At 41.8% G+C, this 24,151-nt stretch carries 22 protein-coding genes, 2 pseudogenes and 1 riboswitch; of the genes and pseudogenes, 4 read left to right on the top strand and 20 right to left on the bottom strand.

Annotated elements, in window-relative coordinates; translation table 11 throughout:
• Positions 1 to 744, bottom strand: a complete 744-nt coding sequence (locus GRQ40_RS05355; protein ID WP_066146888.1) for a threonine/serine exporter family protein — start codon at positions 742 to 744, stop codon at positions 1 to 3.
• 1,616 nt (positions 745 to 2,360) lie between these two features.
• On the opposite strand from GRQ40_RS05355, the gene GRQ40_RS05350 reads away from it, so the two are divergent.
• Together GRQ40_RS05350 and GRQ40_RS05345 are read left to right on the top strand one after the other, a co-directional pair.
• A complete protein-coding gene (locus GRQ40_RS05350) occupies positions 2,361 to 2,861 on the top strand; it encodes a cation:proton antiporter regulatory subunit (RefSeq protein WP_066146886.1) in 501 nt (166 codons plus the stop codon).
• Positions 2,862 to 2,870: 9 nt separating this feature from the next.
• A complete protein-coding gene (locus tag GRQ40_RS05345) occupies positions 2,871 to 4,097 on the top strand; it encodes a cation:proton antiporter (protein ID WP_066146884.1) in 1,227 nt (408 codons plus the stop codon).
• Between the two features lie 560 nt (positions 4,098 to 4,657).
• On the opposite strand, the gene GRQ40_RS05340 is transcribed toward GRQ40_RS05345, so the two are convergent.
• From GRQ40_RS05340 to GRQ40_RS18945, 18 genes and pseudogenes are all read right to left on the bottom strand, one after another.
• Positions 4,658 to 5,422: an IclR family transcriptional regulator gene (locus GRQ40_RS05340; protein ID WP_159719528.1), complete on the bottom strand. Its 765-nt coding sequence runs from the start codon at positions 5,420 to 5,422 to the stop codon at positions 4,658 to 4,660.
• A gap of 66 nt (positions 5,423 to 5,488) precedes the next feature.
• Complete coding sequence (locus tag GRQ40_RS05335; protein WP_159719527.1) at positions 5,489 to 6,271, bottom strand: fumarylacetoacetate hydrolase family protein; 783 nt, start codon at positions 6,269 to 6,271, stop codon at positions 5,489 to 5,491.
• A gap of 365 nt (positions 6,272 to 6,636) precedes the next feature.
• Positions 6,637 to 8,817, bottom strand: a complete 2,181-nt coding sequence (locus tag GRQ40_RS05330; RefSeq protein ID WP_159719526.1) for a malate synthase G — start codon at positions 8,815 to 8,817, stop codon at positions 6,637 to 6,639.
• Positions 8,818 to 8,971: 154 nt separating this feature from the next.
• The gene (locus GRQ40_RS05325) at positions 8,972 to 10,417 is read right to left on the bottom strand and encodes an FAD-binding oxidoreductase (RefSeq protein ID WP_159719525.1); all 1,446 of its coding nucleotides are present in this window, start codon (positions 10,415 to 10,417) and stop codon (positions 8,972 to 8,974) included.
• Positions 10,408 to 11,775, bottom strand: a complete 1,368-nt coding sequence (locus tag GRQ40_RS05320) for a (Fe-S)-binding protein (RefSeq protein WP_159719524.1) — start codon at positions 11,773 to 11,775, stop codon at positions 10,408 to 10,410. The genes GRQ40_RS05325 and GRQ40_RS05320 overlap by 10 nt, the downstream gene beginning before the upstream one ends.
• Before the next feature lies 1 nt (position 11,776).
• Positions 11,777 to 13,102 (bottom strand): FAD-binding oxidoreductase, encoded by a 1,326-nt coding sequence (locus GRQ40_RS05315; protein ID WP_080861478.1) that lies wholly within the window; start codon positions 13,100 to 13,102, stop codon positions 11,777 to 11,779.
• 329 nt (positions 13,103 to 13,431) lie between these two features.
• Positions 13,432 to 14,319, bottom strand: coding sequence for a diacylglycerol/lipid kinase family protein (locus tag GRQ40_RS05310; protein WP_249218566.1), 888 nt, complete (start codon positions 14,317 to 14,319; stop codon positions 13,432 to 13,434).
• A 175-nt stretch (positions 14,320 to 14,494) separates the two neighbouring features.
• Positions 14,495 to 14,692, bottom strand: a complete 198-nt coding sequence (locus tag GRQ40_RS05305; protein ID WP_066146869.1) for a hypothetical protein — start codon at positions 14,690 to 14,692, stop codon at positions 14,495 to 14,497.
• A 31-nt stretch (positions 14,693 to 14,723) separates the two neighbouring features.
• Positions 14,724 to 15,068 carry a hypothetical protein gene (locus GRQ40_RS05300; RefSeq protein WP_236546408.1) on the bottom strand — a complete coding sequence of 115 codons (345 nt, stop codon included), beginning with the start codon at positions 15,066 to 15,068 and terminating at the stop codon, positions 14,724 to 14,726.
• A gap of 49 nt (positions 15,069 to 15,117) precedes the next feature.
• Positions 15,118 to 15,223: riboswitch (SAM riboswitch) on the bottom strand.
• Between the two features lie 143 nt (positions 15,224 to 15,366).
• Positions 15,367 to 16,290: an AraC family transcriptional regulator gene (locus GRQ40_RS05295; RefSeq protein ID WP_082741640.1), complete on the bottom strand. Its 924-nt coding sequence runs from the start codon at positions 16,288 to 16,290 to the stop codon at positions 15,367 to 15,369.
• Positions 16,291 to 16,329: 39 nt separating this feature from the next.
• The gene (locus GRQ40_RS05290; protein ID WP_236546407.1) at positions 16,330 to 16,773 is read right to left on the bottom strand and encodes a hypothetical protein; all 444 of its coding nucleotides are present in this window, start codon (positions 16,771 to 16,773) and stop codon (positions 16,330 to 16,332) included.
• Positions 16,774 to 16,839: 66 nt separating this feature from the next.
• Positions 16,840 to 16,944: pseudogene (locus GRQ40_RS18950) on the bottom strand (hypothetical protein); the annotation flags it as partial.
• A gap of 243 nt (positions 16,945 to 17,187) precedes the next feature.
• A complete protein-coding gene (locus GRQ40_RS05285) occupies positions 17,188 to 17,421 on the bottom strand; it encodes a hypothetical protein (RefSeq protein WP_080859617.1) in 234 nt (77 codons plus the stop codon).
• Positions 17,422 to 17,431: 10 nt separating this feature from the next.
• Positions 17,432 to 18,085 carry an RHS repeat-associated core domain-containing protein gene (locus GRQ40_RS05280; protein ID WP_159719523.1) on the bottom strand — a complete coding sequence of 218 codons (654 nt, stop codon included), beginning with the start codon at positions 18,083 to 18,085 and terminating at the stop codon, positions 17,432 to 17,434.
• A gap of 327 nt (positions 18,086 to 18,412) precedes the next feature.
• Positions 18,413 to 18,847, bottom strand: a complete 435-nt coding sequence (locus GRQ40_RS05275) for a hypothetical protein (protein WP_159719522.1) — start codon at positions 18,845 to 18,847, stop codon at positions 18,413 to 18,415.
• 2 nt (positions 18,848 to 18,849) lie between these two features.
• A complete protein-coding gene (locus GRQ40_RS05270) occupies positions 18,850 to 20,112 on the bottom strand; it encodes an RHS repeat-associated core domain-containing protein (RefSeq protein ID WP_159719521.1) in 1,263 nt (420 codons plus the stop codon).
• A gap of 297 nt (positions 20,113 to 20,409) precedes the next feature.
• Positions 20,410 to 20,868, bottom strand: coding sequence for a hypothetical protein (locus tag GRQ40_RS05265; protein WP_111645823.1), 459 nt, complete (start codon positions 20,866 to 20,868; stop codon positions 20,410 to 20,412).
• 28 nt (positions 20,869 to 20,896) lie between these two features.
• Positions 20,897 to 21,064, bottom strand: a pseudogene (locus GRQ40_RS18945) (hypothetical protein); the annotation flags it as partial.
• A gap of 136 nt (positions 21,065 to 21,200) precedes the next feature.
• Between GRQ40_RS18945 and istA the strand changes: the two are divergent.
• Entirely contained in the window at positions 21,201 to 22,463 is a 1,263-nt protein-coding gene (istA, locus tag GRQ40_RS05255; RefSeq protein WP_066329642.1) for an IS21 family transposase, read from the top strand.
• On the top strand, positions 22,460 to 23,224 hold the full coding sequence (gene istB / locus GRQ40_RS05250) for an IS21-like element helper ATPase IstB (protein ID WP_066329639.1): 765 nt from the start codon (positions 22,460 to 22,462) through the stop codon (positions 23,222 to 23,224). Before istA ends, istB begins: the two co-directional genes overlap by 4 nt.
• A gap of 51 nt (positions 23,225 to 23,275) precedes the next feature.
• Here the strand turns inward: istB and GRQ40_RS05245 are convergent, their stop codons facing one another.
• Complete coding sequence (locus GRQ40_RS05245; protein ID WP_159719520.1) at positions 23,276 to 24,109, bottom strand: RHS repeat-associated core domain-containing protein; 834 nt, start codon at positions 24,107 to 24,109, stop codon at positions 23,276 to 23,278.
• Between the last annotated feature and the right edge of the window lie 42 nt (positions 24,110 to 24,151).

Genomic DNA, 24,151 nt, shown 5'->3' with positions numbered 1-24,151 from the left:
CTAATACATCGTCAAAATCACAGCAATGCCGGTGCCGATGGCAAATGCGGTTAAAAAGGCTTCCGCTCCTTTTGATAACCCCGCCACTAAATGTCCTGCCATTAAATCACGCACCGCATTAGTAATCAGCACTCCCGGCACCAACGGCATCACCGAGCCGATAATAATTTTATCAAGACTGGTCCCTAAGCCAAGAGAGACAAGCAATACGGCAACAATCCCCGCAAGAAACGATGCAAAAAACTCAGCAAAAAAACGAATTTTTACAAGTCGATGAACATAATCCAATCCGCAGAAGCCAATCCCCCCTGAGACCAACGCCGGCAAAAAATCGTTCCATTTTCCTTGAAACATAATCACAAAACAGCCGCTCGCCACCGCAGCTGCCGCTACTTGTGCCCAAAAAGGGTAGGCAAGATGCTGTCGTTCTAATTTTTTTAATCTTTCATAGGCTGCTTCGAGCGAAAGCTGGCCGCTGCTTATTTGCCGGGAAATATCATTAACCATTGCCACCTTCTGCAGATCGGTGGATCGCTCCACAATGCGAATCAGCTTTGTCGGTCCCGCTCCATCCATCGAAAAAATAATTCCCGTCGGCGTTACATAGCTATGAGAATGCGTCATGCCAAACGAAGCGGCCATTCTCATCATCGTATCCTCCACCCGATAGGTTTCCGCCCCGCTTTGAAGCATAATTTTTCCCGCCAACAAGCAAACTTCGGCTACTTCATTTGATCGCTCCATAAAACAACTCCTTTATCCTCTAAACTCTATTGAGATATTATCGAAAAAACACGCTTTCGACAACTGCACGCTCGCTATTTATTAATCTCACACCATCAGACATTCAAACCATAATCCGTTCCCTTTTTAAATATTACAGTAGTGCGAATGGTACGATATATAGGCATGAACTATTTGTATTCGAATTTCTGCGCTAAACCAAAAGTTTTTAAAACAAAAATATATTTCTTTTTTAAATTATTTCCAAATATATTGTTCTGCTGTCAGTAAACGAATCCTTCTTATTTATAAATGCGATTGATGATTTCGGTATTCGATCAATGGCAAACACTTACCTTTTTTGGCAAAAAGACCGTTACACTCTATAGCCTCGCAAATAGGAAGCTGTCAAGTTTACATCTATTTCATTGAGCATAATGCCTCACGAGCACTATGGATTATATTCCTATAATCCCCATTTAGATACTGCAATGTATTTGCATGTCACACATGATATAGTATATAATGTGGGTGGACATATGGATTAAGGGGAACATTAGTATATGATGACGAAGCTTCCAAATAAGCTGACTTTATCTTGAAAAATCAATGAAACATTCGGAGCAAGCCAATGCTTCCCTGATTCTTGGTGGCGTTGTTGCTTTTGTAAATGATGGGTACACAAAGTTTTTGAGATGCTGTTTCTATGACAAACCATGACAAAAAATCAAGATCCATAGCCATCTTATTTCCCATCCTCTTTATCAAAATCCATTCCTTTCTCTTTTAGAGCAATGATTTTAAAAAGCTCTCTCTTTTCACAGCCAAGTAGCCTGTGCTAAAAATCACATCCATATATGATGCCTGATCGCCTCAATCATTGGTTGAATCACATAAACTCTCTCTTGAGATATTCATTATAGTCAATATAGAAAACTGAGATACATCATCCCCATAGTTTAGCGGATTCTTAAGCATGGCACACTATACATCTCTTCTCCCGATGATTGAGCCAAGGGCTACTTAAACAAGTTAAAAATAGCTGCCTGATCATAGGGGTGCCACGATAATATGTCACAAGTGTTGATTATTCGTTGCTTAACTAAAAAACACAGAATGAACTGATAACACCCGTTTTTCTATCTCTTTCCTTGAATGAGCATGTCAGCGGGCCCAGCCATTTGCCCATAAAACATTTGTTGTTTGAAAAAGTCATGGCTGTCAACACCATCGCTTGCTGGCTATGACAGAAAAGTGAGAAATCAAACGGTACCAATAAGGTTTTATTGGATCATCAACACGCCTGATCATATTTTCTGCTCCTATCCCTAGGGATGAAATGGACCCGATAAAGCGAGCTCTCTTTCCATCCATTTTCATCACCTAGGCCAAGAATACTGGAATGATGCTGCAAAGATGTCTAATTCTCATGAGAAATTAGCACATCCCTATCTTCCAATCCTTTAGGTTTTTCTCTCCTGTCAGCCGAGGATTGAATAGTTTTCTCCTTATCATGTCGTTGATTTTGGACATGTTTGAAAACCTTAAGACCAAGACGGAAATCATCTAAAATCATTTGGAACTAATTTTCCCTTATTCCATTTAAGAAATCATTTAATAAAAAGGAGTGTTATTTGATGCGTATTAGAGAAAGCGAGCTTCCCGGCATTGGGTATAAGTTTGAGATTATTACAAAAAATCAAGATAAGCTTGTCATCGTTATTCACGATGATGGACGAAGAGAAATCTACCATTTTGACTCTGATAATCATGAAGAAGTTCTTAGTACAGCTACATTCGATGACGTTGAAGCTAGACAAATCGCGGGCATTTTAGGCGGCATGGCCTATAAACCGAAAGCATTAGAAAGTGTCGATTTTGCCTTTGATGACTTAATTATCGAATGGTATCAAGTAGAACCTGGCGCACCCGTTATTAATAAAACGATCGGGGAAGTAGATATCAGAAACAATTTTGGCGTAACTGTCATCGCCATTAAGAAAAAGAAGACGAAAAAAACGATCAATCCTGGTCCTGATACCGTCATTGAGGCCGGTGATACTTTAGTCGTTTCCGGAGAACGAAGCCAATTAAAAGAACTCATTAATAACTTATTAGCAAGTAGAGGAAAGGAGTGACCGATATAGATGGATCATCTGGTATTCCAAGTCGGTACAGCGCTTGTTCTTGTTTCCATTGCCTCGCTTATTGCCCATAAACTTAATTTTTCAATTATCCCTTTCCTGATCGTTTTAGGCATGCTAGTTGGTCCGCATGCCCCAACAATCGGGATCATCGATCTCACCTTTATTGAAAGTCAGGAGATTATTCAATTTTTAGGAAGAATCGGCGTTTTGTTTTTGCTTTTTTACTTAGGATTGGAATTCTCGGTTGGCAAACTAATAAAGTCTGGCCGCAACATTGTAGTAGGCGGGAGCCTCTATGTAAGCATCAATTTTATTTTAGGGATTCTTTATGGATGGATCGCCGGGATGCCGTGGATGGAAACACTGATTATCGCTGGACTTGTCAGTGTCTCTTCCAGCGCCATCGTTGCAAAAGTTCTGGTGGATTTAAAGAGGACAGCCAATCCAGAAACAGAGTTAATCTTAGGAATTATCTTGTTTGACGATATCTTCCTTGCTTTATTTTTAACGACTATGTCAGGAGTTTTATTGGCTGGTTCCACTTCTGTCTTTGGAATCGTTACCTCAGTCCTTATCTCTGTCGGTTACATGCTGTTGTTTTTTCTCATTGCCCGAAAAGGTGCTCCTCTTTTAAACAAATGGTTAAACATTAAATCTGACGAGATTTTCATCATCGTTATATTTGCCACCTTATTTTTCATTGCCGGCTTTTCTGAAACGCTTCATGTTGCTGAAGCAATTGGTGCTTTACTGCTAGGGCTGGTTTTTTCCGAAACAGATCATCGCGATCGGATTGAACACATGGTTGTTCCGTTTCGAGATTTCTTTGGAGCCATTTTCTTTTTCAGCTTTGGATTAAGCATTGATCCATCTACACTAACAAATGCGATCTGGTTAGCATTAGGTGCTGCTTTCCTTACGATTGCCGGAAACTTTGTAGCTGGAATGATCGCAGGAAGAAGAGCCGGGCTGTCTCATAAAGCCTCCACTAATATCGGCTTAACGATTATCGCCCGCGGAGAGTTTTCCATCATTGTTGCGAACTTAGGAATTTCGGCAGGTCTAAACCCCGTGTTGACTCCTTTTACCGCCCTTTATGTTCTAATTTTGGCGATCGCTGGACCACTGTTGGCAAAAGAAAGCAAAAATATTTACCAGTTTTTAAATCAATTTTTCAAATGGAGTCATACCCCTGAAAGAAAAAAAATAAACGTTCCCGGTGAATAAAGTGAATCGTATGAATCTAAAAAATAAAAAATCGATTAGACCTTCATTTATATAAAAATTTTAACGATTATTAACTAAAACCTTGTGATTCTATTCACTAAAAAATCCCACTATTTCACTTTGTTTAATGATATTTCAAGAAGAAACGGTTTGCTCATTCTTATTTTGTTAAAACTCTACGATTCTTCGCTTATCTCAAATATGATCCCTCTTCGCGCGGAAATGCCTATTGAATTGAATGGATGGCGAGAACTAAGAGCATCATGCCTCTTAGTTCAAAAAGGTGTCGGCGGGCTATGAAACTTCCCGCCGATCATTTTGTTATCTTTTTCTATAAAATATGTTATTAAATTCCGAGCCAACTCACTCGTTCAAATCGGATGGATAATCCATTCATTATCAGCACATGGACCTGGACATGCGCATGCTCCTTATAAAACAAGCTAGCCTCCTCTCTCCGAACAACCGAGACGTTTTTTCTCTTTCAACATAGATTCGCGCTTTTATTCACGTGCAACAAAAAAGCCCGATATCTTCAAGCAAGATACCGAGCACTGTTTCTATACATATCCCAACCTTGCGGAAATTTGTTTGCCAATTTGCTGCATTCTTCCTTGCAGCAGTTTGATCCGCTCATCGGTCATTCTTATTGTCGGACCAGAAAGGCTGACAGCGGCAACAACCTTTCCCCCATGTGCAAAAATCGGTACAGCAATACAGCGAATCCCGTATTCGTTTTCCTCTAAGTCGAGAGCATAGCCCTTCTGTTTGACTTGAGCGAGCTCTTGCAAAAAGGCATTTTGATCGGTTATCGTTTGATCCGTATGCCTTGGCAATCCTTTGCGCTCTAAAATATCGCGGACAATATCCGCTGGCAAATGGGCTAAGATCGCTTTCCCTACTGCCGTGCAATGCATCGGGGCTCTTCTGCCGACTTTTGAATGCATGCGCAGCGTTTCCGTTCCTTCTAGCTTTTCGATGTAAATGACTTCTCCTTGGTCATATACGACAAGATGAATGACCTCATTTGTTTCCTTTTCTAATTCCTGCAAATATGGCTTGGCCTCTTTTCGTAAATCGATTGATTCAAGCAACTTCGAGCTCAGCTCTAAAAATTTATAGCCAAGTTTGTAACGGCTTGTTTCTTCATCTTGCTCCATATATCCATATTGAACCAGTGTGGATAAGATTCGATATACAGAGCTTTTGTTAATATCCATCTGTTTAGCAATTTCTGTAACGCCTAAGCCATCCTTTTCCGAACAGACAATATCGATAATGTCTAATGCCCGGCTCACAGACTTGACCATATTTTCTCTTTCCATGCTCTCTCACCTCTGTCACAACACATAATAATTCATTATACCATTGATTTCCGGGCATTTAAGCGGTTACTGACCGGCTTGAACACTTTCTTGTGCCGCAACAAATGGATTGCGAAGCGTTCCAATCTCTGCAATCTCACATTCAATCAGATCCCCCGGCTTAACAAATTCGGCCCCTACTGGACTTCCCGTTAAAATCACATCTCCTGGCTTCAGCGTCATAATATTCGATAGATAGGAAATCATTTTACAGATTGAAATTACCATAAGTTCCGTCGGACTATTTTGTTTTTCAACACCGTTCAATCTTGCCTTTACACTCACCTTGAAAGGATTGAGCTCCGTTTCAATGACTGGACCTAATGGGGTAAACGTATCAAATGCTTTGCCGAGCGTCCAATGGCCGTCTTGATGAAAAAATTGCGGTGCCGTTACATCGTTCCCAACGGTATAGCCGAACACATAATTCAATACATCTGATTCTGGAATATGTTTCGCTTCTTTTCCAATCACCACCGCCAATTCTGATTCAAACTTCACGTGGTCGATTCCTTTTGGAATGATAATTTCTTCTTCAGGCCCGATCACCGATGAAGCAGGCTTAAAGAAAAACACCGGAATTTCCGGCAGCACATCCGGAATCTCTTGTTTTTGCGAGACGTAATTGGCACCGATTCCGATGATTTGATTCGGCTCTAACGGAGCAAGAAGCTTGACCTCATGCCCAGAAAATGTTTTTTCTGTATACTCCCATTTTCCAAACATATCCCCTTGAATTTCTCTGATCCTACCATCTGTTACGATACCTGTGTACCTTTCTCCGTTCGCTATAAATCTAGCAAATTTCATCCCTTTTCTCCTCTCGTCCAATCTGTCATCCGCTCTTGAAAGAGTCCTGTGACTTGCCTTTTCGCCAATCAACTGTGTGATAAAAGAGCTAAATCACACCTTTTTCTAACCTGTTTTTATGAAAAGAATGTCTGACTCTCGAACGATTCTGAAAATCATTCAGCCATGATTCAGCAATGAGCCATTTTCCTGCTGCCGCTGATAGCACATTATATAGTGACAAACAACTCCCGATTGGTCATCCATTGGCGGCGGCTTCTGCAACGTTTAAATCAGGACAACTTCCCCACCCTTGTTCACTGTATCACGTAGATGAAAGGGCATCCTAAATAAATAGAATGCCCTCATTGTTCCTTGTAGGTCTCCTACTGTTTTACCGCAAACTTCGCCTTGGCTTCTAAGCGGCGGCGATGCAAAATTGGTTCCGTGTAACCGTTCGGCTGCTCATAGCCTTTGAAAATAAGGTCGCAGGCCGCTTGGAAGGCGACAGAATGATCATAGTCTTCTGCCATTGGCCGATAAGCAGGATCTCCAGCGTTTTGCTCATCGACGACCTTCGCCATGCGTTTTAATGTCTCGAGCACTTGTTCTTTCGTGCAAATTCCGTGATGAAGCCAGTTGGCGATATGCTGACTTGAAATTCTTAAGGTCGCCCGGTCTTCCATCAGCCCGATATTATGAATATCAGGAACTTTCGAGCAACCAATTCCTTGTTCCACCCAACGGACAACATATCCAAGAATGCCTTGAGCGTTATTATCTAGTTCTTGTTGAATTTCTTCCGGAGTCCAGTTAGGATCGACGGCCACTGGAATTTGTAAAATATCATCGCGGAAATCTTTCAACTCTTTGCTTAATTCATTTTGTGCCTTGGTTACATTGATTTGGTGATAGTGTAGAGCATGCAAGACCGCTGCCGTTGGAGAAGGTACCCACGCTGTATTGGCGCCTGCCTGAAGCTGACTGCCTTTTTGCTTCAGCATTTCCGCCATCATATCCGGCATGGCCCACATTCCTTTACCGATTTGCGCCCGACCTTGCAAACCAGCAGCAAGCCCAATGCTTACATTTGATTTCTCATAGGCTTGCAGCCATGCTGATGTTTTCATATCGTTTTTGCGAATCATCGGCCCCGCTTCCATTGAAGTATGGATTTCATCCCCCGTACGATCTAAGAAACCAGTATTAATAAACACGATGCGGTCTCTTACTTGATAAATGCAGTTTTTCAAGTTCAGCGTTGTGCGGCGTTCCTCGTCCATGACACCAATTTTGATGGTATTTCGCTCGAGGCCCAGCATATCTTCCACACGGTCAAATAATTCATTCGCAAAAGCCACTTCTTCTGAACCGTGCATTTTCGGCTTCACAATGTAGATCGAACCCTTTGCGGAATTTTTATAGCGGCCATTGCCTAACAGAGAATGTTTCGCAATTAAACTAGTCACAACCGCATCCAAAATCCCTTCATAAATTTCCTGGCCATTCGGATCTAATACGGTATTATTCGTCATCAGATGGCCAACATTGCGAATGAACATGAGCGAACGTCCCCGCAATACCAATTCTTCTCCATTTGGCTTTGTGTAAATCCGGTCAGGATGGAGCGTGCGCGTTATCGTTTGATTGCCTTTTGCAAATGTGGCTGTCAAATCTCCTTTCATTAAACCTAATAAATTGCGGTATACAAGGACTTTGTCCTCCGCATCGACGGCGGCAACAGAATCTTCTCCGTCCATAATCGTCGTCAACGCTGCTTCCAATAAAATATCTTTCACACCCGCCGCATCGGTTTTGCCGACAGGATGATGGCGATCGATTTGGATTTCAATATGCAAGCCGTTATTTTTCAGCAAGATAGCCGATGGCTCTTCCGGATCTCCTTGATAGCCGACCCATTTTTCCTCATCTTGAAGGGTTGTCGTCTTGCCATCCTTGGTGAAAACAGATAATTTTCCATCAAGGACCGCGTACTTGACGGCATCTTTATGGGAGTAACCGTTTAACGGTGCCGCTTCATCGAGGAATTGCTTAGCATAGGCAATCACTTTCTCGCCGCGGACAGGATTGTAATGAGCGCCACGTTCCGCGCCGTCCTCTTCACTGATTACATCCGTTCCGTAAAGAGCGTCATAGAGACTCCCCCAGCGCGCGTTCGCTGCGTTCAGCGCATAACGGGCGTTGCTGACAGGGACAACTAGCTGTGGTCCAGCCTGTAGAGCGATTTCATCATCTACTCCTTCAGTTGTGATTTGAAAATCTTCTACTTCTGGTTCTAAATAGCCAATTTCCTCTAAAAATGATTTATATTGATGAAAATCAAAATTTTCTCTATGCTGGCGATGCCATTCATGAAGTTTTTCTTGAATTTCATCACGTCGGGCAAGCAACCCTTTATTTTTCGGCGTCAAATCGTTTACTAGCCTTTCTAAATCCGCCCAAAACTGTTCGTTTTCAACTCCGCTTTCGGGCAAAACCTCTTGGTTGATAAACTCATAGAAAAGGCGGGCAACTTGAAGATTTCCTGCTTTTACATAGTCTTGCATACAACCACTTCCCCCATTTCATCCTCATCGATTTTTTAAAAGTACTTCCTTCCTCATACAGAGAGTTTCTGTTTGTTATTACGAAACATCGTTTCTTAATTTATTAAAAAAATAATAGCATAAAGTTGCAGGTGCTTCAATAATTTTCAAAAAATTATTTCATTTTCTCATTTCTTTTCACTTCAACACAACGCCCTGGTGTCGGAAATAACTTTCCAGCATTTAATAAGTTTTTCGGATTGAATACATCACGAATATTGGTTTGTGCGGCAATTTCTTCGTCGCTGAAAATGAAACGCATTTCTTCTCGTTTTTCAATGCCCACTCCATGCTCGCCGGTGATCGATCCGCCAGCATCGGCACAAGCTTGCAGACATTCGCTTCCAGCCGCCAATGCCATTTCTGTTTCCCCTGGTTTCCTCGAATCAAAAAGGACAAGTGGATGAAGATTTCCGTCCCCAGCATGGAAAATATTCGCGATTCGCAATCCATATTTTTCGCTTATTTGTCTAATTCGTTCTAGCACTTCCGGCAGCTTGCTCCGCGGAATCACCCCGTCTTGCACTAAGTAGTCCGGAGAAATCGCTCCCATCGCCCCAAATCCCGTTTTTCGATTCGCCCACCATCTTTCCCGTTCCTTCTCATCTTGGGCTACTTTCACTTCACGAACATTTCGGCTTCGGCATACCTTTAATATTTCTTGAATTTGTTCGTCGATACCAGCAGAAATACCATCTACTTCAATAAGCAAAAGCGCTTCAATATCTTTCGGATGCCCTACTGGAAACGCCGCTGCTTCCACCCCCTCAATCGCTGTTTTATCCATCATTTCAAGGGCAGCGGGAACAATTCCGGCGGAAATGATATCAGACACGGCTTGGCTGGCATCGGAAACTTTATCAAAATACGCCAGCACCGTTTGTTTCGCTTCAGGATTTTTTAAAATGCGAACGGTGATTTTCGTTACAATTCCTAACGTGCCTTCCGATCCTGTCAATATTCCAAGCAAATCATATCCAGGCGGATCAAGAACTCCGTTTGTGCTTATTTCAATCATTTCCCCATTTGGCAAAACAACTTCCAGCCCCAAAATATGGTTTGTCGTCACGCCATATTTTAAGCAGTGGGCTCCCCCGGCATTTTCAGCAACGTTCCCACCGATCGTACAACAATATTGGCTTGATGGATCAGGAGCATAATAATAGCCTTTATCAGCAATCGAATAGGTCAGCTTCAGATTTATAAAGCCCGGCTCGACCACCGCACGTCGATTTTCGAGGTCGACCGATACGAGCCGCTTCATTTTGGTTAAGCTAATGATCACCTCGCCATTTAACGGAATCGCTCCGCCGCTTAATCCCGTTCCTGCACCGCGGGCAAGAAAGGGCAAATCATGCTCATGGCAATATTTCACAATCTGCGCGACTTCCTCTGCGCTATTGGGAAACACGACTGCCTTCGGTAAATGGCGATGAATCGTAAAACCATCACAGTCATATGCAAGCAAATCTTCTTTTTTATAGAGAATCGCTGAAGTACCAACGATTTTCGCAAGATTTTCGATATGTGTATCCTTTATTTGCCCACCTTTTATCGCCATGATTCTCCCACCTTTTGTTGATCCTCTTTTTGGTATGCCCAATCAAGCAGCTGAACGGTATGCACAATTTTTTGGTTTCTTCCGTATTTCAGCACTCCCATCGCCATTTGTAGCATACAGCCGGGATTCCCCATCGAAATCATTTCGACCTCTTCAGGAACATGCTCCATTTTACTTTTTAGGACAGCTCCTGCCATTTCCGGATGAGTGATATTGTAAATGCCGGCACTTCCACAGCAACGGTCGGCATTCGGCATATGCACCATTTCCACCCCGGGAATGCTAAGAAGAATGTCGCGCGGCTCCCGGCGTATCCCTTGACCATGCGCTAAGTGGCATGCATCATGATACGTAATCCTTGTTTTGATTTCTGCTTTTGGCTTTTCATACCCTGTATCATAAAGATATTTAGAAATATCTTGTACCTTCGCAGCAAACCGTTCTGCTTTTTCACGCCACTCTTGATCTTCACGAAATAATTCTGGATATTCTTTCAACATGCAGCCGCAGCCTGCTGCATTCACAATGACTGTATCGGCATCTTTAAACGCTTCGATATTCTGCTTCGCCAGCTTTCTTCCTGTTTCGCGGTCGCCGGCATGAACATGCAGCGCTCCACAACACGTTTGATTTTGTGGGATTGTCACATTATTTCCATTGCGGGTTAATACACGAATCGTCGCTTCATTTATATCACTGAACATCACATCCATGACACATCCAGTTAAAAGGGCAACCGTCCGCTTCGTTTCCCCTTTCGCTTGAATCATGCCGGCCTGTTTGTATTTTTGGCGAACCGGCTGTTTGACTTTCGGTAAAATCGCTTCCATTTCCACTAAATGCTCCGGCATCATATGAATCAGCCGCGTCTTACGCGCCATCTTTTGCAACCCGCTCGTTTGGTAAAACTTCAACAACCTCCCTAATAAATGCAAGCGATTCGCATGCGGAAATACCCCCTCAAGAAAAAATTTGCTTACCGCTCCTTTCCATCCGGTCAATGGCATCGCTTGACGAATTTGTCCGCGCGCCTCTTCGATCAACCCTCCGACATCGACATCAGCAGGACAAGCGGTCGTACACGCGCGGCAATCAAGACACGCAAAAACCGGATCGGCAAACGCTTCATTCACTTCCAGCTTTCCTTCGGCAACCGATTTAATCAGATGGACGCGCCCGCGCGGAGAATGCTGTTCTTGCCCCGTTTGTTCATAAGTTGGACAGGATTCCAAGCACATGCCGCAATGAACACAATCGGCCCATTTGCTTTCATCAGGAGGGTCATTCCAAAGATAATTCCCCAAGCTCGCCGCTGTACATGCCGGTGCTTGTTTTACATCGTTCTCTCTTACACTCACATTATATCCCTCCTACAAATCGTCCATGATTAAGAGTAGAATGGGGATCTATTTTTGTTTTAATACCTTCTAATAGGAAGAAATAAGACGGTTTTTCACCCCAAACCTCTACTTTTTGCCGAAGCGCCAACGGCAAATGTTTCACAATCACGTATCCGCCAAGCGGGATCACAAACTGACGAAGCCGCTCAATGGCAGCAACAACCTCTTCGCCCGTCCCTTTGATATATATTTGACATAGTCCATGCCCAAGACCGCCATGCGCCTCAACAGCTATATTCATAGCGTCTTGTAAAATATGGCTTGCTTTTATGACTTGAAGAGCATCGAGATTGACAACGCCGATTTTCAAAGCAGCCTCTATTTCGTTGCTGCTTCCGCTTTCCCTCCCATTCGGAGCGATGGTGTAAAATTGTCTCCAAAATGCTCGCGCTTCTTTTAATGGTAAAATCGTTATGTTTGTTTTGGCTGGCTGAATGCGCTTGACAAAATTCTCCTGGTAATGGACAGCGCTTTCGACATCTTCAAAGCTGATCGCTACTGTATAAGCATGATTCCCTGTTAACCGCTCCGATAAAGAAGGGCTTAACAATTCCAGGGATGTCGGTTCCATCAACGAATCTAGCAATTCCACAGCAAAAGCGCGTATTTCTTCCATCTTTCCTTCTTGAAAGGATAATAGAATAAGGCTTTCATATTTCGGAAGCGGGCGAAGCTTCAACGTTACTTCCGATATCACTCCGAGCGTCCCCATAGAACCGATAAACAGCTTGTTCATATCATAGCCAGCCACATTTTTAACCACTTTGCCTCCCGAGCGGATAACCGTTCCATTCGGGTAAACAATTCTCATTCCAATGACGCTGTCGCGAGCAGAACCATAACGAAATCGTTTCGGACCACTGTCGTTCGCTGCAATAGCTCCACCAATCGTGGCATATTCTGGCCATATCGGATCCAACGCGATCGTTTGGTTATATTCGGCTAAATATTCCTGCAAAGATTGAAACGGTGTCCCCGCTTTAACCGTTAATGTCATGTCACCAACGTTATGCTCGACAACTCCTTTATATTCCGCCAGTGAAAGCAAAAGATCGGCGACTTCCGTTCCCCCGCCAAATCCTCTCTTCGTTCCGCCGCCGACAATCGTTACTTTTTTTCCATGGTTGTCTGCATACATTAAAACATTGGAAATCTCCTCTTCCGACTGCGGATAAACGGTGACCCGACCGCTATTTCCCAGCGGATGTCCCACATCTTCTTCTACTTGAACGTGGCTGTCGCGCAAAATCGCCTTTAATTCTGATAAAAATTCTGTGGCGAGCAATCCTCACACCCCTTATTGTTTTGTAATAAGAAACATCGTTTCTATAATTTCGTGCAACGAATCCTTTAAGCATGATCATTGAAATGTATACTACTTACCATTTATTTAATCACTTTTTCCACTATTTTTCAATTAATTTTTAGAATTTATAAAATAGTATAAATATATCATTTCCCCAGTGCTGATGATCTATTATGCTACTAAAAAACAGAATGATCTTCCTGCTTCTTCTCTCGAACAAGAAACGCCAGTGAACCTATTCATTTGCCCACAAAGCGTTCCTTAGATGAAAATAAATGGCTTGAACAGCTTTTTTGCCTGCGGGAGGGTCACATAATTAGCAACGCCTCCTTCTGAATCGTTACATTCACTGGAGTTTTCGTGAGAATCTCGCCATCGCTTTGGACAATTATCGGCGGTTCAGCGATAATTTCTACCTGTTTTCCTTTGATCATGGTGACACTTGGATGTGAAACATGCTTTCCTTTATACGCTTTTGGAAACGTGCGTAACAGCTCCCATTTTGTGACGCTATGTACGATACAAATGTCAAAAAGTCCGTCATCGTAACAAGCATCCGGACATATTTTAATCCCTCCGCCGTAATTCGGAGTATTAGCAATGGCAATGAACCATACATTTGAAAAAGATTGAACCTCCCCGTCAATTTTTAATTGAATGCGGACGGGACGATATTGGAATAAAGCATGCAAAACGCTCAATCCATAGGAAAGATCGCCTAACCTAACGAGATTTAATAAATCTTTATATTTAGCGGTATTGTTGATTTCGGCCACTTTGCCGTCAAATCCGATTCCCGTTACAGTCATGCAGTATTCTTCGCCAATTTTTCCAACGTCCATTTTTCTTTTCTTTCCTCTTAAAATACGTTCCAACGCCCTTTTATAGTCCATCGGTATATCAAGAGCCCTTGCTAAATCATTTCCTGACCCTGCCGGAATAATCCCTAAAGGTATATTCGAATGAATGAGCCCGTTTGCCACATCGTGGATTGTGCCATCGCCGCCAACGGCGACAACCGCATTGCATGCTTTAGAAGAAAACTCCTTCACTATTTCTACCGCATGTTTTGGACGTTCTGTAAAACGAACTTGATAATTTACCTGCTTCTCTTGAAGCAGCTTTTCAACCTTTTTCCAAACTTTCAGCCCTTTTCCGTTTCCTGAGATTTTATTAACAACAAAATAATAGATCATATCGATCGTTCCCTCTAATCAAAGATCGTAACATGAAAATCCCAAACAAGGTCCCGCTTTACATCGGGACGCTTGTTTTTCTCTTTTTACTTTACCGATTTGAGAATTCCGGCCATTTGCTGCTCGTGCCGAAGAAAAAATAAAGGCCCTACCGTTTTTCCTCATGAGCGGTACCCTAAGCGATGGCAACCGTCCTTTTTCTTGTTTCACTCCCTCTCACTAAGGTAAAGGTTTCGAAAGGATCAATGAGCATAGCGACATGCCATTTAGGAGACAAGAACCGCCCATTTCGCTGAGTCAATCTCATTCCGCTGACATTCGTTTCCATGTCTTTTCCTCGAATACCAGCATGCTCATCTATTTCGACTTCCATAGCTCCCTCTCCTTTTTCTTTTCTAACGTTTTTAATCAATCTGCCCGACCGGCAGCCCTTGCTCTCTTAGCTCCCGCCAAATGTAACGATCGAGCGCATAGGGCTCTTCTGCTTTGAACACTTCCACTTCCGCCAACGTAAGTAACAGTTGAAACGGTTTTCCAAATGCTTGCCCATACAATAGAAAAAAGTTCGTATGGTGATCAATGTAAAAAATCGCTGTAGAATCCCATTGACAAAGCTGACGTTTTACACCGTTGGCAACATGTAAAGCGAATGAAGCAGCTTTCATATGGCACGCCATGTACCTGCGGATCGTTTCGCTCATCATTCTCGCCCCTTTCTCAATAAGGATGGTCACAAACGGCTCTGCCAAAATAAAAAGCTCTTTCCGCCATGAATGACGCGAAAAGAGCTTGAAGCCGTCCTTATCATTCAAAGCGAAGCGCTTTGCGGGTAGGAGCACCTTGCGTCAAGCGCAGGTTGCTGTGAAGTCATTGAGCCCGATCTCTCGTTCACTCTTGATAAGACTTATTCAGTTATTCCTATGCTACCATTATTTTATGGAAATGACAACCATTTTTTAATTTCCAAAAACTAGGATTCATAACATCGAAATAACAAGGACTTCTTCATTACGATCGACCATCGTCGCCAGATCATTCGTCCTATTCCTAGCCCCCGCTAGATGATCCCCTTTCTTTTATAGGGACATATAAATGAACTTTACACTTTCCTTCCGGATCTGTTTCTGGATTATTCATACAAAATTCTAGGCACGGCCTATCATCCGCATCATACTCACTATTTGGCAACCACTGTCCAAATAAACTTTGATACGCAATCGCTAATTTATCAATCGTATCGTAAAACTGATATAAGGCATATAATCCGCCAGGTATTGTTTTATATTGAATATCGGGATCTTCATCTCCCTTGAAACCGGTCGGCAGCGTCACACACGCATCATAGCGGCAAGCAAATTCTTCTACAACAAGTGGATCATCCAATGAGATGCCAATAAAATCGTGCTCTGGCGGATACAATCCGTTTCGGTTTGCCCATTCGTTTAATTGATTCCATGCATAATACGTTTCTAAATAACTACCCACATGCCTAACAAAAGCCACTTCATAGTCAGGAAGCTCTTTAATCATTATATTCATGCTCCATATTCTCCTTAATAAATGATGGTTAGCGTAAGTATAACGGATCGGAGCAGACCATTCTTCTTGATTCTTGCTTATATCTAATGAAATATTGCGATTTTGATGTTTTTTTCTTACGTCACTGGGAACCATGTGAAAATGTTGTTTAAAAGCAGCATTAAAATTTGAAACGGAGCCAAAACCACAGAGATTGGAGATTTCCAAGATAGATTTAGTCGTTTCAGTTAAGTAATACACCGACTTTTGCAGACGAATTTTTTTCACATAAGACATCGGTGTCATTCCAACAATCGAAGTGAAGATACGATTAAAATGATATTTCGAAAAATGGGAAACGTTGGCTAATGTATCAAGATGAATAGGCTCGTCATAATGATCATGAATATACTTGACGGCTCTTTCAATTCTTTCATAATAATCCCTTCTCATTTCATTGCCTCCTAATATTCGCTGAACCCTACTCTTTCACTAATAGTATCGCATGGGAGCTATCACGATTTTCCCTCGTTCTTCAGTGGCAACTCTAACACCATTATGTTTGTAAATAATTCTAATTGCACCGTTTCTAATGACTGTTCTTGAAGTGCCGTTCTTCATTACATCTTCAACAACATTTGTCGGAATCCCTCCCGTTTGATGCCCTCTTGCATATCCTATTGGCTGTCCAGTCACTGCCGCATTTTCCGAAACCGAAAGTACTTTTCCCCATGGATCATAGCTATAATTCGCGACCGTCGTTCCATTTTCATCGACAATGCGGATAACATAGCCGCGGTAGTTGGTGACATAATAGAACGGATCGCCGTTTTGGTTCGTCACCGTATTCGGTTTGTCGCTCGTCCATACGGTTTGGCCGTTGTCGTTGGTAATGCGGATTAAGTCCGAACCGTCATAGTGATAATGGTACGTCACGCCATTGACCGTTTTCGTTTCTCTCCGTCCATCTGGGCGATACGTGAAGCTGGCGACCGTGTTGCCGTTTACGTCTTTGACTGAAAGCAGGCGTCCTTCTCCGTCCCATGTGTATTGGTAGCGGTCGTCCTCGAGAAGATTGCCGGCGTCATCATATGTGAACCCTTCGATTTTTCGACAAGTGGCTGACCCCCTAAACTAAAACGAGACAACAGATTTCAGGCATGTTTCGCAGTCCCGAAGATGTTCATATTTTTGCCTCATGCGCAGCATTGTCGACTCCTTAACTTAAAAAGAGCGATTCCATCATTGAAAATACCCTTTTGGTTTTGATTATTCCAGAATTTATCTAGTAATAAGCTGAATAGTTACAGACGATTTTGTTATTATTCTCAAAGTAGGAACACTTAATATTTAAAAAACATGAGTGATTTCGATTTGAGATACAATATCTTTTAATTTTTCTTCACCAATCCACGCATTATCTATAAAATCACTTACGTTTGTATATTCTTGATGATTCAAATTATAGTACTTTGTAAAACAAATACCCACTTGAGTATTCGTTATTGAATAACGCTCATCATTATAGATAAATTCTATATCATGTCCAATTTCTATAAGTTCTATTAGTCTTTCTAAACTCATATTTTATCTCCTACCTCCTTCCTTTATTCATTGGTTCTGCTCCTCCTCTTTTAGGCTTTTTTCCGTCCCATTTCCATTTATGTCGATGAGGCCCCCAAGGGTGGTGTTTCGGATTTCCGTGATCGCTATAATCCATGTCTTTTTTCGCCCTTCCCGCACTATCATAATATCTTCGTTGTATAACTTTTCCTTTCTTATCTCTTAAAGTTAAGCTTCCTTTTTTAGGGCCTCTAAGGGGCAAACTTTTCCCCATGTACAGTCCTGCTCCTATTGCAACACCATCGGCAATAGCTTGTCCTACAACAATAGTGATAGGAATCATCCAAGCAAACTTCCCATCCGGATCCACCAGCATCACCGTATTATCATTCGTATACGTGTATCCATTTTGTGTTAATGGATTATCTTTATCTCCAGAATACGCATCCCTCGAAATAAACCTCGCCGTCTCCGGATCATAATAGCGGGCTTGCAAGTAGTACAGCTTCGTTTCCCTATCATAATAATATCCTGCATATCCTAGCGGTTGTCCAGCCACGGCCGCATTTTCCGAAACCGACAACACTTTGCCCCATGGGTCGTAGCAGTAATTCGCGATCCTCGTGCCGTTTTCGTCGACAATGCGGACGACATCGCCGCGGTAGTTCGTGGCATAGTAAAACATATTGCCATTCGCATTTGTAACCGTATTCGGTTTGCCGCTCGCTCATACGGTTTGGCCGTTGTCATTGATAATACAGATAAAATCAGAGTCAGCATGATAAAATTTCATTTCACATATAAAAACTCTTTACTCTTTATTAAAAATATTTTTTCAAAAGGGCATCTTTTTATATTGATCTTATACACACAAAATTAATATAAAAAATTATCATGCAGGAGTTCCAAGGGTTATTTGTATATGTTGTACTACAAAGGGAGTTATTCGGCACTGCATCCCCTATAAAAAAGACTTTGAAAGAGTATTATGACTCTTTCAAGGTCTTTAAATTTATGCATTGTGTAACACATTTTTTGCAGCTTCGCTATTTGGCATTATCTTTAATATTTCTTGGGCAATTGCTTTAGCTTCTTGTTTACTAATTAACTTTTCTGGAATGTCATGGAATAACAACAAATGTTCTTTCAAACTAACATCTTCAGGGCTTAATTCAACTGCTCTTTTAGCATGGTATAATGCACTTGCGTAAGCGTCTGGTAAATGGCACAATGCAGTACTTAATAACTCTGAAGCTAAGTAATGATAATATGCAGTCTCATTATTATTTATCAAATAACAGACAAATGAATAAGCACTTATACTCTCTTCATCAAATCCTAATTCAAGAACAACTTGCTCTAAAGTATTTCTATCTTCATTCTCAATATATTCTTTTGCTTTTTGAAAATCACCCGATGTTATTAATTGCTTTATCTTTTCCTTCATAGTTATTTCACCCACGCATCAGATATTCTTATTGTTCCATCAGGTAGTTTTTTGTATGTCACCTGTACCAATTGTCCATTAACCATTTTAACTCTAGAAGAAACAGATTTATAAGGTATATCTGCACCATTATGCATTACATCGATGATAATTTCTTTTATTTTCCCCCAATTCTTATCAGGCACAAGTTTTTCCCATTGATGATTAGATTTTTTACTTCCATTTATAATATGCTTTATCTGATTACTGTTAAGTTTCCCTATTGCATCATGTACTTTAGAAGAAGGCAATAGCTTAACTTTACCCGTACCTTTACGTAAAACCTTCTTTGCTACTTTCCCTACCGCTTTTTTAACTAAACTCTTTGCTACTGCCCCGCTGACCATAACATATGTGAGAGCACCTGCAACAGTCCGATACAATGTGGTTAATCCACGATTTCCATCCGGATCCACCAGCATCACCGGATTATCATTCGCATACGTATACGCATTTTGAGTGATCGGATCGTCTTTGTCTCCCGGATCTGGATCTCTTGAGATAAACCTCGCCGTCTCCGGATCATAATACCGCACTTGCAAGTAGTACAGCTTCGTTTCCCTATCATAATAATATCCTGCATATCCTAGCGGTTGTCCAGCCACGGCCGCATTTTCCGAAACTGAAAGCACTTTGCCCCATGGATCATAGCTATAATTCGCGACCGTCGTTCCATTTCCATCGACAATGCCGACGACATCGCCGCGGTAGTTCGTCACATAGTAGAACGTGTTACCGTTTTGGTTTGTGACCGTGTTTGGCTTTCCATTCGCCCATGTGAACGCCCATACGGTTTGGCCGCTGTCATCTGTGACGCGGATTAAGTCCGAGCCGTCATAGTGATAATGGTACGTCACGCCATTCACCGTTTTCGTTTCTCTCAGTCCATCTGGGCGATACGTGAAGCTGGCGACCTCGTTGCCGTTTACGTCTTTGACTGAAAGCAGGCGTCCTTCTCCGTCCCATGTGTATTGGTAGCGGTCGTCCTTAAGGAGGTTCCCGGCGTCATCATATGTGAACCCTTCGATTTCATTGGCCGCATTAAACGTCAGCGTCTTGCTGTGCGGATTTTTCAAGTTCCCAGACGCGTCATAGTCGTATTGAACCGTATTGCCTTGATACGTCCATGACTTCAAACGGTTGGCGAAATCGTACGTATATGAATCTGCACCATCAAAGCACGTTACAATATTTCCATCCACATCGTATGTATAGCGAAGATCCAACGCATTTTCTATACCGACAACATGCTAACTCGTTAATCTTCCTGCGTCACGATTATTTGAAAAAATCAGCCTAAAATAATGGGCTAATTTACAATTATACGTTTCAATCTGGCTCTCTGCATTGTATGTATATATCCAATTTCTTCTTTAAATTTATAAAAAAAGCCTTAAGAAGGAGCAAATGTGCTCTCTTAAGGCAATTTCATATGATTGCAAAGCAGCTATCTTTTAATCTAGCAAGTTGCCTAGCGATTAGTTAATGACTAGATCCACTAAAACTAATTCGACTAGATAGCACTACTTTATTTGTTTTACAAAAATATTATTATTAGGAAAATGCAACAATATGGTTGAACCTGAGGCAAATAATATTTCAAAAGACAAAGTACTTTCATCTACATCAAGAAGTTCCTCATATCCCCAATCATCAAATCCTGTATCATCAGATGTACCATTATGATTAATAAATATTTTTTTTACATTTTCAACTTTTATTTTCCATGTCTCTATTTCATTGGTAACGACCATTTCAACTTTTATTTTCCATTTTCTAAAATCATATCCTTCTTGAATCACTTTAAATTCGTTAAGAGTATAGTCATGAAATCCTTTTTCAACGAGAATTTTATACGCTTCATCAGATATTCTTTTTTTTAAAAATTTTACCCTCTCATAATAGGCTTTATCGTTCCTTAGCCATTGCTTCTCCGCCTCCGGAGATTGATCGCCCCAGAGCTCAAAAGTGTAATATTTCACCACATATTCCTCCTTGCTGATGTAATTTTTATGGTATAACCAAGTTGGCTGGCAAAGTCGGCCATAATGGTGGCAATAGAGAAGGCGCCATCCTTACTCCTCTATATACAATATACCCTGCACCAGCTGCTGCACCAACTTTTGCTGCTTTTTTGGCAGCATCCTTTGCTTTTTTTTCTTTTTGTTTTTTTTCATATTTTTTAGCGTTTGCATCCCAGTCCCATTTTGTTTGTAATCACCGGTGATAAAATCCCCAATAACAGCGGTTTAAAATTCCCCAAAAATAACAGATAATCGTTTCGAAACAACATCTTAAATGGAGTGGAGAAACGATGCTGAAGGTAGGGGAGTTTTTTATGATTCGAGAGTTATATCAGAAAGGCTGGACTCAAACAGCGATTGCCAAAGAAACAGGTTTTGATCGGAAAACCATTCGTAAGTATCTAAAGGGGGACAAGCTTCCAGAGCGTAAAGTCAGTGAGAAAAAAAGAAAAAGCAAACTAGATCCTTATAAAAGCTATCTTCTTCAACGAATACAAGAAGGTACGACGAATTGTGTTGTTCTCCTTGAGGAGATCCAAGCGATGGGATACACTGGCAAGATGACGATATTAAGAGATTTTGTTCGACCGTATCGAGAACAGCCAAAGAAACAAGCTACCTTACGGTATGAAACACCACCAGGCAAACAAGCTCAAATGGACTGGGCCTATGTGGGAAAGTACTTGGTGGATGGTCAATATCAAGATATTTATGCTTTCGTGATGGTACTTGGTTATTCCCGAATGAAGTATGTGGAGTTTACGACCAATATGAATGTAGAAACATTAATGAAATGTCATATGAACGCATTTGCTTACTTTAACGGCATTCCTGAACAGATTCTTTATGACAATATGAAAACCGTTGTTCTGAAACATAGTCCCATCGAAATTCGATTTAACCGGACGTTCGAGGATTTTCTAGCGTATTACGGTATTGTTCCAAAAGCATGTCGGCCGAAACGTCCACAAACAAAGGGAAAAGTAGAAAGAGTGGTAAAGTATTTGAAAGATAATTTCTTTCAGCGAAAACACGAACCTACTCTCTATGCATTAAATGAAGCTGTTCGTACATGGCTGGATCAAGTGGCCAATCGAAAGCCGAATCAAACGACGAATGAACCGCCAATTCAACGTTTGGAACAGGAACAGAAGTTCCTTCAAGCATGGGGAGTCAAACCATTATTCCCGACATGTCGCTGGGAGACACGAGAGGTAAGTCGAGATTGTTTTGTTTCATACAGAGGAAAAAAATATTCCGTTCCGTATCGCTATGCAGGACAGGTTGTAAAAGTGAAAGAAACTCTCGACCATCATATCGAGATTTATGATGAACAGGAGTGTATTGCCAAACATCCGATTTTGACAGGAAAAGCAACTGCTCATATTCAAATGGAACATTATGAGGGCTTACATACAAAAGAAAAAGGACAGAGAAGAAAAGGCGTTCAAGGTTTGGCGACCAACGACCTTTCTTCTTCTGCCCCATCTCCTAAAGTAGAACAACGCCCTCTCGCTGCTTACGCAGCATTGGAAGAAGGTGAGACTGTATGATGAACGAGCTGTTAATCGAACGCTTAAAAAAGCTTGGTTGGCACCACACAGCCCACCAACTAGATAGTTTATTAGAAGACGCTTCTAGAGATAATGTATCATATTCTGAGTTTCTAAACACTATTGTTTTACAAGAAATTGAATATCAAGAGTCTCAACAACTAGAAAAGCGAATGAAACGAGCCAAATTACCTTCTATCAAAACGATTCATGACTTTGATTTTTCCTTTCAACCGAGTATCAGTGAAAAGAGAGTCAAAGAAACGCTGACCTGTCGGTTTATTGCCAACGGGGAAAATCGAATCTTACTAGGCCCACCGGGTGTTGGAAAAACGCATTTAGCGATTTCCTTTGCGGTGGAAGCTATCACTCAAGGGTATACCGCTTTATTTTTAACCGCAGACGATGTAGTGGCTGAATGCCGAAAGGCAAACGAAAAAGGGACTCTCCAGCGATTAGTGAATCGTTGGAGTCGTCCAGATGTACTCATTATGGATGAGGTCGGTTACTTTCCTTTTGATGAGCTAACGGCGAATGTCTTTTTTCAGGTCGTATCGAAACGATATGAACAAGGCTCTATGATCCTCACATCGAATAAATCCTATCTCGAATGGGGGAAAGTATTCGGTGATGATGTACTAGCGACAGCGATTTTAGATCGCCTATTACATCACGCCATTACCTTTAATATCAAAGGTGATTCTTATCGTCTACGAGAAAAGAAAAAAGCAGGAGTTTATCCTGCCCAGTTGCCTAATTAAACGTTCATAATGGGGAATTTCATTTCGTTGAAATTGGGGAATTTTAAATCGTTATTGACATGTTTTTTGCTTTAACACCTTTTTAACCCATTTAGGTGGCTCACCACTACTATTTTTATGCTTATCGTGAATAGAGCCGTCTGCATTTTGAGAATAATGCTGGCCTTTTGGTCCATAAAGGTGTACATGTTTTTGAGTACTGCCTTTCGCACTATCAATTCTTGCCTTCCAGCCTTGCCCCAAATCATACCATTTATTACTATAACCATTGGGATCAGTGTACATAACTGGATTATTTTCTGTGTAAATATACGCATTTTGTGAAAGTGGATTATCTAAATCTCCCGGATCTGGATCTCTTGATATAAACCTCGCCGTCTCTGGATCGTAATACCTTGCCTGTAGGTAGTGCAGCTTCGTTTCCCTATCATAATAATATCCTGCATATCCTAGCGGCTGTCCAGTCACTGCGGCATTTTCCAAAACCGACAACACTTTTCCCCACGGATCATAGCTATAATTCGCGACCGTCGCGCCGTTTTCATCGACAATGCGGATAACATCGCCGCGGTAGTTCGTCACATAGTAGAACGTGTTACCGTTTTGGTTTGTGACCGTGTTTGGCTTGCCACTCGCCCATGTGAACGCCCATACGGTTTGGCCGTTGTTGTTCGTAATGCGGATTAAGTCCGAGCCGTCATAGTGATAATGGTACGTCACGCCATTCACCGTTTTCGTTTCTCTCCGTCCATCTGGGCGATACGTGAAGCTGACGACCGTGTTGCCGTTTACGTCTTTGACTGAAAGCAGGCGTCCTTCTCCGTCCCATGTGTATTGGTAGCGGTCGTCCTTGAGAAGATTGCCGGCGTCATCATACGTAAACACTTTGATTTTTTCAACACGTGCTTGGCCCCCTAATCTAAGTTA

The organism is Anoxybacillus sp. PDR2, assembly GCF_009834045.1.
GTDB classification, from domain to species: domain Bacteria; phylum Bacillota; class Bacilli; order Bacillales; family Anoxybacillaceae; genus Anoxybacteroides; species Anoxybacteroides rupiense.
This window is presented reverse-complemented; position numbering and strand designations above follow the sequence as displayed.

Bases quoted from the DNA above. Each gene is read 5' to 3' on its own strand.
- GRQ40_RS05350 (WP_066146886.1), top strand. From the start codon at position 2,361: ATGCGTATTAGAGAAAGCGAGCTTCCCGGCATTGGGTATAAGTTTGAG.
- istB (WP_066329639.1), top strand. From the start codon at position 22,460: ATGATGAACGAGCTGTTAATCGAACGCTTAAAAAAGCTTGGTTGGCAC.
- GRQ40_RS05285 (WP_080859617.1), bottom strand. From the start codon at position 17,421: ATGAGTTTAGAAAGACTAATAGAACTTATAGAAATTGGACATGATATA.
- GRQ40_RS05305 (WP_066146869.1), bottom strand. From the start codon at position 14,692: ATGGAAGTCGAAATAGATGAGCATGCTGGTATTCGAGGAAAAGACATG.
- GRQ40_RS05310 (WP_249218566.1), bottom strand. From the start codon at position 14,319: ATGATCTATTATTTTGTTGTTAATAAAATCTCAGGAAACGGAAAAGGG.
- GRQ40_RS05335 (WP_159719527.1), bottom strand. From the start codon at position 6,271: ATGAAATTTGCTAGATTTATAGCGAACGGAGAAAGGTACACAGGTATC.
- GRQ40_RS05355 (WP_066146888.1), bottom strand. From the start codon at position 744: ATGGAGCGATCAAATGAAGTAGCCGAAGTTTGCTTGTTGGCGGGAAAA.
- GRQ40_RS05295 (WP_082741640.1), bottom strand. From the start codon at position 16,290: ATGAGAAGGGATTATTATGAAAGAATTGAAAGAGCCGTCAAGTATATT.
- istA (WP_066329642.1), top strand. From the start codon at position 21,201: ATGCTGAAGGTAGGGGAGTTTTTTATGATTCGAGAGTTATATCAGAAA.
- GRQ40_RS05275 (WP_159719522.1), bottom strand. From the start codon at position 18,847: ATGAAGGAAAAGATAAAGCAATTAATAACATCGGGTGATTTTCAAAAA.
- GRQ40_RS05330 (WP_159719526.1), bottom strand. From the start codon at position 8,817: ATGCAAGACTATGTAAAAGCAGGAAATCTTCAAGTTGCCCGCCTTTTC.
- GRQ40_RS05280 (WP_159719523.1), bottom strand. From the start codon at position 18,085: ATGTTTTACTATGCCACGAACTACCGCGGCGATGTCGTCCGCATTGTC.
- GRQ40_RS05345 (WP_066146884.1), top strand. From the start codon at position 2,871: ATGGATCATCTGGTATTCCAAGTCGGTACAGCGCTTGTTCTTGTTTCC.
- GRQ40_RS05340 (WP_159719528.1), bottom strand. From the start codon at position 5,422: ATGGAAAGAGAAAATATGGTCAAGTCTGTGAGCCGGGCATTAGACATT.
- GRQ40_RS05325 (WP_159719525.1), bottom strand. From the start codon at position 10,417: ATGGCGATAAAAGGTGGGCAAATAAAGGATACACATATCGAAAATCTT.